Below are 13,069 nucleotides of genomic sequence, written 5' to 3' on the forward strand. Positions count from 1 at the left end.
CGAGGTGATCGTGGACACTTCGATTTTTGAGGAGACCCGAAATGGCCAGCAAGAACACGATCTGCCTCTGGTACGACGGCACCGCCCTTGATGCCGCCAGGTTCTATGCCGAGACCTTCCCCGACAGCGCGGTGGGTGCCATCTACCGGGCGCCGGGCGACTATCCCGACGGCAAACAGGGCGATGTCCTCACGGTCGAGTTCACCGTCGCCGGCATCCCGTGCGTCGGGCTCAACGGCGGACCGCATTTCAGGCACAACGAAGCTTTCTCGTTTCAGATCGCCACCGACGACCAGGACGAGACCGACCGCTTGTGGAACGCAGTCGTCGGCAATGGGGGGCAGGAAAGCGAGTGCGGCTGGTGCAAGGACCGCTGGGGGGTGTCATGGCAGATCACCCCGCGCGCCCTCATGGCGGCGATCGCCGACCCCGACCCCGCGGCGGCCCAGCGCGCCTTCAACGCCATGATGACGATGAGAAAGATCGACATCGCCGCGATCGAAGCGGCGCGGCGCGCACAAGCCCCTGGTTGAGCCGCTAGGCTTGCGTCCGGTGGACGCGGCAAGAAGCCGGATCGAGCCACACCGAGCCTGCCACACAACGGTGGCAGAATCCGCGCTCCCCATGAGCCGGCGCTTGCGTTCGTGCCTCGGGGGCCTCTTCTATACCGCTCCCCACCTGCTCCCCCATGACTCCTCCGCTCCACGGCACGCTCGGCATTGATTTCGGCACATCCAATTCGGCCATGGCCTGGGCCGATGTGCGGGGCACGGCGCGGCTGATTCCGCTGGAGGGCGCGGCGGTCTCCATGCCCACGGCGGTGTTCTACAACTCGGAAGACAGCAGCACACATTTCGGCCGCGACGCGGTGGCGCAGTACCTGGCCGGCACCGAGGGCCGGCTGATGCGCTCGCTCAAGAGCCTGCTGGGCAGTCCGCTGTTGCTGGAGACCACGGTGGTCAACCACCAGCAGATCAGTTTCCAGGAGATCGTGGCCACCTTCCTGGCCGCGCTGCGCGAGCGCGCCGCGCAGTCGCTGGGCGTGGCACCCACCAAGGTGGTCATGGGCCGACCAGTGCATTTTGTCGACGACGATCTGGAGCGCGACGCGCTGGCGCAAGACTCCCTGTTGCAGGCCGCGCAGGCGGTGGGTTTTCGGCAGGTGTCGTTCCAGCTGGAGCCGATTGCGGCTGCGCTGGACTACGAGCGGCGGCTGGAGCGCGAGAGCGTGGTGCTGGTGGTGGACCTGGGCGGTGGCACCTCCGATTTCACCGTCGTGCGGCTGGGTCCGCAGCGCATGAAGCTGACCGAGCGCGCGGACGACGTGCTGGCCACCACCGGCGTGCACATCGGTGGCACCGACTTCGACCACAAGCTCAGCCTGGAACAGGTCATGCCCCTGCTGGGCTACAAGCACCTGGGGCCGCAGCAGCGCGAGGTGCCCAGCCGCGTGTTCTTCGATCTCTCCACCTGGCACCTGATCCAGTGGCTGTACCAGCCGCGCGCCCTCAGCCAGGCGCAGCAGCTGCGCGTGAACTACACCAACGTCGCGCTGCACGAGCGTTTGATGAAGGTGCTCAAGCACCGCGACGGCCACCGCATTGCCCACGAGGTGGAGCAGGCCAAGATCCGCTGCTCGGAGCAGGACGGCGCCACCCAGGTGGACCTGTCGGACGTGGAGCGTGGGCTGGGCGCGGCCATGGACGCCGATGCCATGCGCGACCACCTGGGCAGCTTGCTCGCCCGCACCGTGGCTTGCGCACGCGAATGCGTGCTGCGCGCCGGCCTGACGGATGGCACGCTGGACGCCATTTACCTCACTGGTGGTTCATCGGCGCTGCGGCCGTTTCAGCGCGCGCTGCAGGCCGAGTTTCCCGGTGTGGCCATGGTCGAGGGGGATCTGTTCGGCGGCGTGGCCTCGGGGCTGGCGTACAGCCGATCGTGAACGCTGGAGCTGGGTCGTCCGGGTGAGGTGAAAGGGCAGGCACGTTCCAGCGGCGTTGTCCGGGCCTACCGCTGCATGAACCCGTTTTGTCGGTGCGCGCAGGCGCGGCTGGGTTCAGTTCACACCAAAGCGGTAAACCGTGGTGGCCCGGTAGGGCTGCCCGGGCGTCACCACGTTCTGTGGCAGCGCGGGGCAGTTGGGCGCGTTGGGAAACCACTGCGGCTCCAGGCAGACGGCCGAACGCGGGCGGTGCCGCACTCCCCGTTTGCCCACATCGGGCTGCTCGGCGGTGCCCAGCTGGCCGGCGGTGTACACCTGCAGCAAGGGCTCCGTGGTCCACACATCGAGCGTGCGGCCGCTGGTTTCGCTGCGCAGGTGCGCGCACAGGCGTGCGGCGCCTGTGGCCTTGTGCTCCAGCGGGTAGCTCAGGTCGATGTCGGGCAGGTCGCCCAGACGCCTGGCTGAACGCAGGTCGTGCACATGGCCTTCCAGCGACACCAGGCCGCCGGTGGCGATGCCGTCGGCCCCGGTGGCCAGCACCGTGTGCGCCTGCGGCACCTGAAGCACATGGCCGTCGATGCGCTGGGCTTCACTGTTCACACCATCGAGATTGAAGTAGATGTGGCTGGTGAAACTCGCCGGGCCAGGGTCGTCCAGCGCGGTGGCCAGGTGTTCGATCACCAGTGCGTTGTCGTCGGACAGTCGGTAGGTGAGCCGCAGGTCCAGCGTGCCGGGGAAGTCGTCCTCGGCGGTGAGGAAGCGGTGGTGCAGTTCCAGCGTCTGCGCGTCGATCTGCCGGGCTTCAAACGCGCGGTGCCGCGCGCCGCGCGGCCCGCCGTGGATGCAGTGCGCACCCGCATTGGGCGTGAGACGGTGCTCGGTGCCGCCCTGCGTGAACCGCGCGCCGCCGATGCGCCCGGCGTAGCGGCCCACGAACGCACCCATGGACGGCGAACCGGCGAGCACGTCATCCAGGCATCCGTATCCCAGCGCCACGTCGTCCAGCACCCCATGACGGTCCGGCACCACGATCTGCAGCACCTTGGCACCCAGGTTGGTGATGGCCACCACCGCGCCACGCGCATTGCGCAGCAGGAACAGGGCGGTGGGCCGGCCGTCCACTGCGCCTTCGAAGCGCGCCGGATCGAGCAGATGGGGAAAGGCAGAAGGGCTCATCGCCCTTATTGTGGGCCGAGCGCGCTGATGAGCCGGTCGAGCTGTTCCATCTCCGCAAGCTTCAGGTCGGTGAGTGGCGCGCGCACCGGACCTGCGCCGTGGCCGACCAGGTGGGCACCCGCTTTCACGATGCTCACCGCATAGCCCTGGCCCCTGTTGCGGATGTCGAGGTAGGGCATGAAGAAGTCCTTGAGCAAGCGGTGCTGCGTGGCGTGGTCGTCGGTGCGCACGGCTTCATAGAACTGCATCGCGGTCTTCGGGATGAAGTTGAACACCGCCGACGAATACACCGGCGTGCCCAGCGCCTTGTAGGCCGCGGCGTACACCTCGGCCGTGGGCAGGCCGCCCAGGTAGGAGAAGCGCTCGCCCATCTTGAGGTAGATCGACATCATCATCTCGATGTCGCCCACGCCGTCCTTGAAGCCGATCAGGTTGGGGCAGCGATCGGCCAGGATCGCGAGCGACTCGGGTGTGAGCTTGCAGACGTTGCGGTTGTAGACGATCACACCGAACTTCACGCTCTTGCAGACCTGCTCCACGTGCGCGATCAGGCCTTCCTGGCCGGCTTCGGTGAGGTAGTGCGGCAGCAGCAGCACGCCGTGCGCGCCCAGGCGCTCGGCTTCCTGTGCATGGGCGATGGCGGTGCGGGTGGGTCCACCGGCGCCGGCAATGATGGGCACCTTGCCGCGGCAGGTGTCCACCGCGGTCTTGATCACCTGGCCGTATTCGGCGCCCGAGAGCGAGAAGTACTCGCCGGTGCCACCGGCGGCGAACAGGGCGCTGGCACCGTAGGGCGCCAGCCACTCCAGCCGCGCGGCGTAGCCCTTGGCGTTGAACTCGCCCTGGGCGTCGAAGTCGGTCACAGGAAACGACAGCAGTCCGCTGCTGACAATGGATTTGAGATCCTGGGGATTCACGGAGGGGTCCTCTGGTTGAAAAATCGGCTGAAGAAAATCAATCGAGCTTGATGTCGGCTTCGGCCACCACCTCGCCCCAGCGCTTGCGCTCGCGCTCGAAGAAGGTGTCCTGCTCGGTGGGCTGCATGGTGATCACTTCGGCGCCCTGGCCGGTGAGGCGCGCGCGCACGTCGGGGCTGCGGATGATCTTGATCAGCTCGGCGTTGAGCCGCGCGATGACGGCTGGCGGCGTGCCGTTGGCCACCAGCACACCCTGCCAGGTGCCGGACTCGAAACCGGTCACGCCCTGCTCGGCCAGCGTGGGTACGTTGCCCACCAGCGGCATGCGCGTTTTCTTGGAGATGCCCAGCACCTTGAGGCGCCCGCTCTGCACATGCGGCAGCGTGGCCAGCATGCCGTTCATGATCACCTGGGTCTGGCCGGCCACGGTGTCGGTCACGGCCTGCGAGCCACCCTTGTAAGGCACGTAGATCCACTTGGCGCCGGTGGCGCGCTGCACCGCCACGCCGGCCACATGCGGTGCGCTGCCCACAGCCGTCACCGCGAAGTTCAGGTCGGAGGTCTTGGACAGCTCGACCAGCTCCTTGAGGTTGTTGGCCTTGACCGAGGGGTGCACGGCCAGCATGTGCGGCGAGTAGGCCAGCATGGTCACACCGCGCAGGTCTTTGCTGGGGTTGAACGCCAGCTTGGTGTAGACCGACGGGCTGATGGCCAGCGCGCCCACGTCGCACAGCAGCAGGGTGTGGCCGTCGGGCGCGGACTTGGCCACCAGGTCGGCACCGATGTTGCCGTTGGCGCCGGCCCGGTTCTCCACCACCACCGGCTGGCCCAGGCTCTCCGAGAGCAACTGGCTGATGGCGCGCGCGATGATGTCGGACGAGCCGCCCGGTGGGTAGGGCACGATGAGCCGCACCGGCTTGCTGGGAAAGCTCTGCGCATGCGCCGGCAAGCCCACGGTGGCCAGGGCGGCGGAAGCTGCGGAAGCGGCAATGACTTGCCGACGGTTCAATGACATGGTGAGCTCCTTGGGGGGGTTATTTGACGAGGCCGGGCAGCCACAACGAGAAAGCCGGCACGTAGGTGACGAGCAGCAGGCACACGCCGAGTGCGCCGTAAAACGGGGCGATGGTGCGCATCACCTGGCCCACCGAAATGCCGCCGATGGCGCAGCCGACAAACTGCACCGAACCCACCGGCGGGGTGTTCAGGCCGAGCGCGCAGTTGATGAGCATCACGATGCCGAACTGCGTCGGGTCCATGCCGAACTGCATGGCGATCGGCAGGAAGATCGGTGTGCAGATCAGGATGGTGGCCGCCATGTCGAGGAAGGTGCCCAGCACGAACAGCAGCACGTTGATCATGAGGAAGATCACCCAGGGCTTGTCCGACACCGACTTCATCAGCTCGCCGGTGAGCTGGGGCACCTCGTACAGCGCCATGAAGTAGCCGAAGGCGGCCGAGATGCCGATCAGCAGCAGCACCACGCCGGTGGTTTTGCAGGCTTTGGCGCAGGCCTTGAGGAAGTTGCTCCACGACAGCGTGCGGTACACCAGCACCGTGATGGCCAGTGCCCAGGCCACCGCGATGGACGCCGACTCGGTGGCGGTGAACGCGCCCGAGAGGATGCCGGCGAGGATGATCACGATCACCAGCAGGCCGGGCAGCGCCGCGCCGAACGAGCGCATCACCTCGCCCCAGCCCTGGAACTTGCCGCGTGTGGGGTAGCCGCGCTTGACCGCCACGTAGTAGGCCGCGCCCAGGTTGCACAGCGTGAGGATCAGCGCCGGGACCAGGCCGGCGAGGATCAGGCTGAGCACGCTCACCGACGCGATGCCCGAGGTGGCCAGCGTGAAGATGATCATGTTGTGCGAGGTCGGCATGATGGCGCCGACCAGCGAGGCGTGGGTGGTCACGTTGACCGCGTAGTCCGCGTCGTAACCCTCCTTCTTCATCAGCGGGATCATCACCGAGCCGATGGCCGAGACGTCGGCCAGCGGCGAGCCGGCCACGCCGCCAAACAGCGTGCAGCCCACCACGTTGCTCATGCCCAGACCGCCGCGCACATGGCCCACCAGGCTGTTGGCAAAGCGCACGATTCGGTCGGCGATGCCGCCGTAGAGCATGAGCTCGCCGGCGAACACGAAGAAGGGAATGGCCAGGAAACTGAACACCTGCATGCCGCCCACCATCTTCTGGAACACCACCGCCACCGGCAGGCCCGCCACCAGGATCGTGGCCACCGAAGACAGGCCGATAGCGAACGCCACCGGCACGCCCAGGATCAGAAACAGGGTGAAGCTCAACCCCAAGACGGTCAGTTCCATGCTGGCTCCACGACGGTGCCGCGCAGCAGCGCGATGATGTGTTCGATCGAGAACAGCACGATGAGCGCGCCGGCGATCACGATGGGCAAATAGTCGATGCCGTCGGGCACCGGCAGCATGGGTTTCTTCTCGCCCCACTTGGCGGCCATCCACATCCAGCCGCTTTGCACCATGAGCGCGCCGAAGGTGCCCACCAGCGCGTGGATCAGGATTTCAATGCGGTGCTGCCAGCGCTCGGGCAGCAGGCTGACCAGCGATTCCAGGCCGATGTGGCCGGCGTCTCGCACGCCCACGGCCAGGCCGAAGGCGGTGACGAACAGCACCAGCAACATGGCGAGCGCTTCGGCCCAGGTGGGCGTGTCGTTGAAGATGTATCGGCCAATGACCTGCCACTGCACACAGAGCACGACCGCGATCAGTCCGATCACGGCGAGCATCAGGCACAGCTTGGACAGCGCGGCACAGAATTTCGTAAACATGGGCAGCCTTGCTCCCTCTCCCGCCGGGGCGGAAGAGGGCTGGAGTGAGGTGAGAAATGAAGGCGGCGCTTACTTGGTGTCTTGCACGGCCTTGACCAGGCGCTTCATGTCGGGCGTGGTCATGAACTTGTCGTACACCGGACCCATCACGGCCTGGAACGAGGCTTTGTCCACTTCGACGATCTCGGCGCCAGCGGCCTTCACGTTGGCCAGCGACTTGGCTTCCTGCTCGTCCCACTTCTGGCGCTCGAACGCAACCGACTCCTTGGCGGCGGCGCGGATCATGTCCTGCTCGGCCTTGGGCAATTTGTCGTAGATCACCTTGGACATCACCAGGATCTCGGGCGCCATGGAGTGCTCGGTCTTGGAGTAGATCTTCACGGCCTCGACGTGCTTGGCGGTGTCGAACGATGGGATGTTGTTTTCAGCCGCGTCGATCAGACCGGTCTTCAGGCCGGTGTAGACCTCGCCGTAGGGCATGGGCGTGGCGTTGGCGCCCATGGCGCTGACCAGCGCGACCCACAGGTCGGACTGCTGCACGCGGATCTTCAGACCCTTGGCATCGGCCACCGTCTTGATGGGTTTCTTCGCGTAGATCGAACGCGCCCCGCTGTCGTAGAACGCCAGGCCGATGAAACCGGCCGACTCGCAGCTCTTGAGGATCTCGTCACCCACCGGGCCGTCCAGCGACTTGCGCATGTGCGCAATCGAGCTGAACAGGAAGGGCATGGTCGGCACCTGCGTGAGCGGGCAGATGGCGTTCATCGGGCCCACGTTGACGCGGGTGAAATCGAGCGCGCCGATCTTCACCTGGTCGATGGTCTCCTTCTCGCTGCCCAGGGCCTGTTTGTTGAAGACCTTGATCTTGTGTTTGCCGCCGCTTTTCTTCTCCAGCAACTCGCTCATGTATTTCACCGCGGCCACGGTGGGGTAGTCGTCGGCGTTGTGGGTGTCGGCCGAGCGGAACTCGGTGGCTTGGACGGAGAAGGCGGCGCAAGCAGCCACGATGGTGAGCAGGGGTTTGAAGTTCATGTCGTCCTCGGTGTCGTCGGTTGGGTGGAAGGAACAGGGTGGGGGCCTGGGGCCTCTTGTCGGAATGGGGTGATCAGGTTTTGCAGTGGGGCTCGGGCAGTCCGCGCACGCCGGGGCGCAGCGCGAACACGCCACCGGCCAGCGGCTGGTCGGACAGATCGCCACCGGGCCGGATGGAGGTGACGAACAAGGTGTCGAGGCCGCTGCCGCCGAAGGCGCACATGGCGGGCTTCTTCACCGGCACGGCGATCGAACGGTCGAGCCGGCCGTCGGGTGTGAAGCGGTGCACCAGGCCGGCGTCGTTGCCGCAGATCCAGTAGGCGCCGTCCTCATCCACCGCCGCGCCGTCGGGCCGGCCGGGCAGGGGCTTCATGTCGATGAACACGCGTTGGCGGTGTGGCGTGCCGGTGTCCGTGTCGTAGTCGAAGGCCCACACGGTCTGCACGTCGGGGTGCGAGTCCGAGAGGTACATCGTTTTTCCGTCTGGGCTGAAGGCCATGCCGTTGGGCGTGATGAGGCCGCCCAGCAAAACGCGCGGCTGCGCGCCGTCGAGCGCGTAGACGCTGCCCGCTGCGGCCGCGAGCGACATGTCCATCACCATGGTGCCGGCGCGCAGCCGGCCCTGGCGGTCGCAGCGACCGTCGTTGAAGCGCATGCCACTGCGTGGGTGCTGCACGCTGGCCCTTGGTTCGTGCGTGAGCGTGCCGTCGTCATGCGGTACCAGCAGCGCCACGCCGGTTTCCATCGCGGCGACCCAGCGGCCGTGCGGTGAGGCCTCGCTGCCTGCGGCCAGTGCGATGCAGCCGGTCATTTCGGGCGTGGGCCACTGGCGCGCCTCGCCGGTGCCGGCGTTCCAGGACCAGAGCGCGCGGCCGGGAATGTCGACCCAGAACAGGCACTGGCGCTGCGCGTCCCAGACGGGGCTTTCGCCCACGCCGTTGCGCGCGTCGACCAGCAGTTCGGCGGTGGCGTTCATGGCGTTCAGAACGGGCCAGCCTTGACGAAGCCACCACCTTGGTAGATCGCGGCCGGGTCGTTCAGGTCGGGTGCGCTGGTGCGGGCGAACACCGCTTCGCGGAACACGTCGGAGCTGTCCTTGGCGACGAAGCCGACGTGGCGCGCGCGGCTGTTGTCCCACCAGGTCACGGCGTTGTTGGACATGCCGAAGACGATGCTGTGGCCGAGCACAGGCGTGCTCAGGCAGGCGGTGATGAGGCGGTGCAGGTCGTCGAAGCTCAGCCAGGTGGCGAGCATGCGGCGGTCTTTGGGTTCGGGGAACGAGGAGCCGATGCGCACGCAGGCGGTCTCGATGCCGTGGCGGTCGAAGTACAGGCGGGCGAGGTCTTCGCCGAAGGCTTTGCTCAGGCCGTAGAAGCCGTCGGGGCGGGCCGGGTGGTCGGCGTGGATGGTCTCGCTCTGCTTGTAGAAACCGGTCACGTGGTTGGAGCTGGCGAACACCACGCGCTTGACGCCGTGTTGGCGCGCGGCCTCGTAGAGGTTGTAGGCCCCCACGATGTTGGCCTGCAGGATGGACGCGAACGGCGCTTCCACCGAGATGCCGCCCATGTGCACGATGGCATTGCAGCCGGCGACCATGGCGTCGACCTCGTCGGCGTTGGACAGGTCGGCCAGCACGATTTCCTCGCCGGCCTTCGCATCGCCCAGACCCGCCTTGTCGGACAGGCGCAGCACCTCGCAGTTGCCCTTGAGGCGTTCGCGCAGCGCGGTGCCCAGGCCGCCGGCGGCGCCGGTGAGCAGCAGGCGGTGGTGGGTTTTCAGGGTGTTTTCCATGGAACTCGTGCCGTCGTGTCTGGGGTTTTTCGGAGGCATTTTTGCGAAGGCCTTGGACTTATCGCAGGTGCTTTGCTACAGTCCGCACATCTTGTGTTGTCTGTTGTCGGTTGTCAGACAACTGGGCGAATTGTGTGAACCCCGAGGTGGGGTGTCAAGGAAAAAACAATGCTCTCCGTGAAAACCCTAGGTTCCGAATCGGGCTCGGCCGATGCCGTGTTGACACGTCCGCGCCGCCCTCGCGGCCTGGTGCCCGAGATCGTCGACACCCTGGCCGCCGACATGCGCGAAGGCCGGCTGCAGACCGGCGACAAGCTGCCCACCGAGTCCGAACTGATGGGCCGCTTCGAGGTCAGCCGCACGGTGGTGCGCGAGGCCATCTCGCGCCTGCAGGCCTCGGGTCTGGTGGAGACGCGCCACGGCATCGGCACCTTCGTGATGGCGCCGCAAGAGCAGAGCAACTTCCGCATCGCACCCGAAGATTTCGCCACCGTGGCCGACGTGATTTCGCTGCTGGAGCTGCGCATCAGCCTGGAGAGCGAAGCCGCGAGTCTCGCCGCGCAGCGCCGCGACGACAGCCACCTGCAGAACATGGCCGCCGCGCTCGCCGCCTTCGAAGCGTCGATTGCCGAGTCGTCCGACGCCGTGCCCTCGGACTTCCAGTTCCACATGGAGGTGGCGCGCGCCACCGGCAACCGCCACTTTGCCGACCTCATGACGTATCTGGGCACCATGATCATTCCGCGCACCCGCATCAACACCGCCAGCAGCGCGCCCGAAGGCCGGCTGGCCTACCTGCGGCGCGTGCACACCGAACACCAGAACATCTACAACGCGATCCGCCTGCGCGACGCCGACACCGCGCGCACCGCGATGCGCACCCATCTCTCCAACAGCCGCGAACGCTTGCGCCGCGCACAACCCGATTCCCCCACATGAACGATCTGCAATCTTTTGACGCGCGCTCCGGCGCCGCGCACGGTGAACCCCTGCTCGCTTCCACTGCCGACGACATCAACGCCGCCGCCCAGGCCGCCGCTGACGCTTTCGAAACCTGGGGCAGCAGCACCGGCGCGCAGCGCGCCGCGTTGCTGGATGCGTTGGCCGCTGCGCTCGAAGCCGACCGCGAAGCCCTGGTGGCGCTGGCCGACGTGGAGACCGCGCTGGGCACTGCGCGCCTCAACGGCGAGCTCGACCGCACGGCGTTCCAGCTGCGCCGCTTCGCCAGCATCGCGACGCGCGGCTTGCCCTTCGAGCGGCTGGACGACCCGGCCGTGGCCGGCGCGCCGCCCGTGGGCCACCCGGCCATGGTGTTGCAGCGCGTGCCGCTGGGCCCGGTGGCCATGTTTGCCGCGAGCAACTTTCCGTTCGCCTTTTCGGTGCTCGGTGGCGACACCGCCTCGGCCATGGCCGCTGGCTGCCCGGTGGTGGTGAAGGCGCACCCCGGCCACCCGCTGCTGTCGCAGCGCGTGTTCGCTCTGATCCAGAACGTGCTGAAGGCGCAGGGCCTGCCCGCCGGTCTCATCGGCCTGGTGCAGGGCGCGGGGGTCGAGGTGGGCGTGGCGCTGGTGCGCCATCCGCTGATCGCCGCTGGTGCCTTCACCGGCTCCACGCGCGGTGGCGCGGCGCTGCAGGCTGAGGCCAACGCGCGCCCGCGCCCGATCCCGTTTTACGGCGAACTCGGCTCCATCAACCCGGTCGTTGCTTTGCCCGCCGCGCTCCAGGCCAGGGGCGCCGAGCTCGCCACCACGCTGGCGGGCTCCATCGTGCAGGGCTGCGGTCAGTTCTGCACCAACCCCGGCCTGATCGTGCTGATCGATGGTGCCGAGGCCGACGCTTTTGTGGCGCAGCTCGCCACGGCGCTCGCTGCGCAACAGCCGCATGCCATGCTCACCAGCGGCATGCGCCGTGCTTTTGACGCGGGTGTGGCGCGTTTCGTCGAACACGGCGCGCAGCCGCTGGTGCAGCAGCCCGGCAGCACACAGGCGCCCGGCCCGCAGCTGTTGCAGGTGAGTGGTGCGCAGTTCCTGCAGCAGAGCGCGCTGCACGACGAGGTGTTCGGCCCGTCCAGCCTGGTGGTGCGCGCGGCTTCGCAGGCCGAGGTGCTCGCGGTGCTGGCCGCCGTGGGCGGCAGCCTCACCGTCACGCTCTGGGGCGCAGACGCCGAGTCCGACGACACCCGCGCGCTGGTGCGCGGTGCCATGGCCATCGCGGGCCGCGTGCTGTTTGCCGGCGTGCCCACGGGCGTGGCCGTGACGGCCGCGCAGCAGCACGGCGGCCCCTGGCCCGCGTCCACCGCGCCCATGACCACTTCGGTGGGCGACGCCGCGTTGAATCGTTTCTTGCGCCCGGTGAGCCTGCAGGACGCACCCGCGTGGCTGCTGGCCCGCCAGGGTCGACCGTGCTGAGCGGCGGCAGCGCGGCCTTCTTCACCCGCCCGCGCAACGTGGTCCTGCTGGCCACGCTGTGCTGCCTGCTCTGGGGCAGCGCCTACCCGGCCATCAAGAGCGGCTACGCGCTGCTGGCCATCGGCCGCGACGACACCGCCTCGCAGCTGGTGTTTGCCGGCTGGCGCTTCGTGCTGGCGGGCGTGCTGCTGCTGGGCATGGCGCAGGCCATGGGGCGACCGGTGTTCGCGCTCTCGCGAGCCGACCTGGGCCGCATCGGCCTGCTGGGCCTGGTGCAGACCTCGTTGCAGTACGTGTTCTTCTACGTCGGCCTGGCCCACACCACTGGCGTGAAGGCCTCCATCCTCAATGCCACCGGCACCTTCTTCAGCGTGCTGCTCGCTCACTTCATCTACACCAACGACCGCCTTGACCGGCGCAAGACGATCGGCTGCCTGGTGGGCTTCGCGGGCGTGATGGCGGTGAACCTGCGCAGTGGCCAGGCGCTGGACGCGGCGTTCACCTTGCTGGGCGACGGCTTCATCGTGATCGCCGCCTTCGTGCTCTCGGCCGCCAGTATTTTCGGCAAGCGCCTGTCGCAGCAGATCGACGCCATGGTCATGACGGGCTGGCAGCTCGGCATTGGCGGCGTGGCCCTGGCGCTGGTGGGCCATGCCACGGGCGGCGTGTTGCAGGGCATGGGCGTGGCGGCGGCGGCGTTGCTGCTCTACATGGCCATCCTCTCGGCCGTGGCGTTTGCGCTGTGGGCTGCGCTGCTCAAGCACAACCGCGTGGGCATGGTGTCGGTGTTCAACTTCCTCATCCCGGTGTTCGGCGCCTTGCTCTCCGCGCTGTTCCTGGGTGAAGAGATCCTGGCCTGGCGCAACGCCGTGGCCTTGCTGCTGGTCTGCGGTGGCATCTGGCTCGTGACCGCTGCGCCCGCCGCCGCTCCCCGATCCGCTTGACCCCGAGCGACGCGGGCGTGCCACTTCGGGGCTACAGTGCCGCCATGCGCGCG

The 13,069-nt window shown here is 67.6% G+C and carries 13 protein-coding genes; 5 read left to right on the plus strand and 8 right to left on the minus strand.

Annotation, left to right across the window (positions count from 1 at the left end):
* Positions 1 to 41: 41 nt before the first annotated feature.
* Positions 42 to 533, plus strand: coding sequence for a VOC family protein (locus F9Z44_RS04705; RefSeq protein ID WP_159604040.1), 492 nt, complete (start codon positions 42 to 44; stop codon positions 531 to 533).
* A 155-nt stretch (positions 534 to 688) separates the two neighbouring features.
* Positions 689 to 1,945 (plus strand): Hsp70 family protein, encoded by a 1,257-nt coding sequence (locus tag F9Z44_RS04710; RefSeq protein ID WP_159604042.1) that lies wholly within the window; start codon positions 689 to 691, stop codon positions 1,943 to 1,945.
* Positions 1,946 to 2,059: 114 nt separating this feature from the next.
* On the opposite strand, the gene F9Z44_RS04715 is transcribed toward F9Z44_RS04710, so the two are convergent.
* From F9Z44_RS04715 to F9Z44_RS04750, 8 genes are all read right to left on the minus strand, one after another.
* Positions 2,060 to 3,121 (minus strand): aldose epimerase family protein, encoded by a 1,062-nt coding sequence (locus tag F9Z44_RS04715; protein WP_159604044.1) that lies wholly within the window; start codon positions 3,119 to 3,121, stop codon positions 2,060 to 2,062.
* 5 nt (positions 3,122 to 3,126) lie between these two features.
* Positions 3,127 to 4,038: a 5-dehydro-4-deoxyglucarate dehydratase gene (kdgD, locus tag F9Z44_RS04720; protein WP_159604046.1), complete on the minus strand. Its 912-nt coding sequence runs from the start codon at positions 4,036 to 4,038 to the stop codon at positions 3,127 to 3,129.
* 37 nt (positions 4,039 to 4,075) lie between these two features.
* Positions 4,076 to 5,053, minus strand: coding sequence for a Bug family tripartite tricarboxylate transporter substrate binding protein (locus F9Z44_RS04725; protein ID WP_159604048.1), 978 nt, complete (start codon positions 5,051 to 5,053; stop codon positions 4,076 to 4,078).
* A 19-nt stretch (positions 5,054 to 5,072) separates the two neighbouring features.
* The gene (locus F9Z44_RS04730) at positions 5,073 to 6,362 is read right to left on the minus strand and encodes a TRAP transporter large permease (RefSeq protein ID WP_159604050.1); all 1,290 of its coding nucleotides are present in this window, start codon (positions 6,360 to 6,362) and stop codon (positions 5,073 to 5,075) included.
* Entirely contained in the window at positions 6,353 to 6,841 is a 489-nt protein-coding gene (locus F9Z44_RS04735) for a TRAP transporter small permease (protein WP_159604052.1), read from the minus strand. Before F9Z44_RS04735 ends, F9Z44_RS04730 begins: the two co-directional genes overlap by 10 nt.
* Before the next feature lie 69 nt (positions 6,842 to 6,910).
* On the minus strand, positions 6,911 to 7,873 hold the full coding sequence (locus F9Z44_RS04740) for a TRAP transporter substrate-binding protein (RefSeq protein ID WP_159604054.1): 963 nt from the start codon (positions 7,871 to 7,873) through the stop codon (positions 6,911 to 6,913).
* Positions 7,874 to 7,946: 73 nt separating this feature from the next.
* Positions 7,947 to 8,849 carry an SMP-30/gluconolactonase/LRE family protein gene (locus F9Z44_RS04745; protein ID WP_159604056.1) on the minus strand — a complete coding sequence of 301 codons (903 nt, stop codon included), beginning with the start codon at positions 8,847 to 8,849 and terminating at the stop codon, positions 7,947 to 7,949.
* A gap of 5 nt (positions 8,850 to 8,854) precedes the next feature.
* On the minus strand, positions 8,855 to 9,664 hold the full coding sequence (locus tag F9Z44_RS04750; protein WP_159604058.1) for an NAD-dependent epimerase/dehydratase family protein: 810 nt from the start codon (positions 9,662 to 9,664) through the stop codon (positions 8,855 to 8,857).
* Between the two features lie 168 nt (positions 9,665 to 9,832).
* Between F9Z44_RS04750 and F9Z44_RS04755 the strand changes: the two genes are divergently transcribed.
* Genes F9Z44_RS04755 through F9Z44_RS04765 form a run of 3 tightly spaced genes read left to right on the plus strand, consistent with a single transcriptional unit; the run spans position 9,833 to position 13,016 of the window.
* Complete coding sequence (locus F9Z44_RS04755) at positions 9,833 to 10,603, plus strand: FadR/GntR family transcriptional regulator (protein WP_159604060.1); 771 nt, start codon at positions 9,833 to 9,835, stop codon at positions 10,601 to 10,603.
* A complete protein-coding gene (locus F9Z44_RS04760; RefSeq protein ID WP_159604062.1) occupies positions 10,600 to 12,072 on the plus strand; it encodes an aldehyde dehydrogenase (NADP(+)) in 1,473 nt (490 codons plus the stop codon). Before F9Z44_RS04755 ends, F9Z44_RS04760 begins: the two co-directional genes overlap by 4 nt.
* Positions 12,039 to 13,016 (plus strand): DMT family transporter, encoded by a 978-nt coding sequence (locus F9Z44_RS04765; RefSeq protein ID WP_236574254.1) that lies wholly within the window; start codon positions 12,039 to 12,041, stop codon positions 13,014 to 13,016. Before F9Z44_RS04760 ends, F9Z44_RS04765 begins: the two co-directional genes overlap by 34 nt.
* The last annotated feature ends 53 nt before the right edge of the window (positions 13,017 to 13,069 follow it).

This window comes from Hydrogenophaga sp. PBL-H3 (assembly GCF_010104355.1).
Taxonomy (GTDB): Bacteria; Pseudomonadota; Gammaproteobacteria; order Burkholderiales; family Burkholderiaceae_C; genus Hydrogenophaga.

Coding starts and splice junctions, on each gene's coding strand:
- F9Z44_RS04705 (WP_159604040.1), top strand. CDS start 42: ATGGCCAGCAAGAACACGATCTGCCTCTGGTACGACGGCACCGCCCTT.
- F9Z44_RS04710 (WP_159604042.1), top strand. CDS start 689: ATGACTCCTCCGCTCCACGGCACGCTCGGCATTGATTTCGGCACATCC.
- F9Z44_RS04715 (WP_159604044.1), bottom strand. CDS start 3,121: ATGAGCCCTTCTGCCTTTCCCCATCTGCTCGATCCGGCGCGCTTCGAA.
- F9Z44_RS04725 (WP_159604048.1), bottom strand. CDS start 5,053: ATGTCATTGAACCGTCGGCAAGTCATTGCCGCTTCCGCAGCTTCCGCC.
- F9Z44_RS04730 (WP_159604050.1), bottom strand. CDS start 6,362: ATGGAACTGACCGTCTTGGGGTTGAGCTTCACCCTGTTTCTGATCCTG.
- F9Z44_RS04735 (WP_159604052.1), bottom strand. CDS start 6,841: ATGTTTACGAAATTCTGTGCCGCGCTGTCCAAGCTGTGCCTGATGCTC.
- F9Z44_RS04740 (WP_159604054.1), bottom strand. CDS start 7,873: ATGAACTTCAAACCCCTGCTCACCATCGTGGCTGCTTGCGCCGCCTTC.
- F9Z44_RS04745 (WP_159604056.1), bottom strand. CDS start 8,849: ATGAACGCCACCGCCGAACTGCTGGTCGACGCGCGCAACGGCGTGGGC.
- F9Z44_RS04750 (WP_159604058.1), bottom strand. CDS start 9,664: ATGGAAAACACCCTGAAAACCCACCACCGCCTGCTGCTCACCGGCGCC.
- F9Z44_RS04755 (WP_159604060.1), top strand. CDS start 9,833: ATGCTCTCCGTGAAAACCCTAGGTTCCGAATCGGGCTCGGCCGATGCC.
- F9Z44_RS04760 (WP_159604062.1), top strand. CDS start 10,600: ATGAACGATCTGCAATCTTTTGACGCGCGCTCCGGCGCCGCGCACGGT.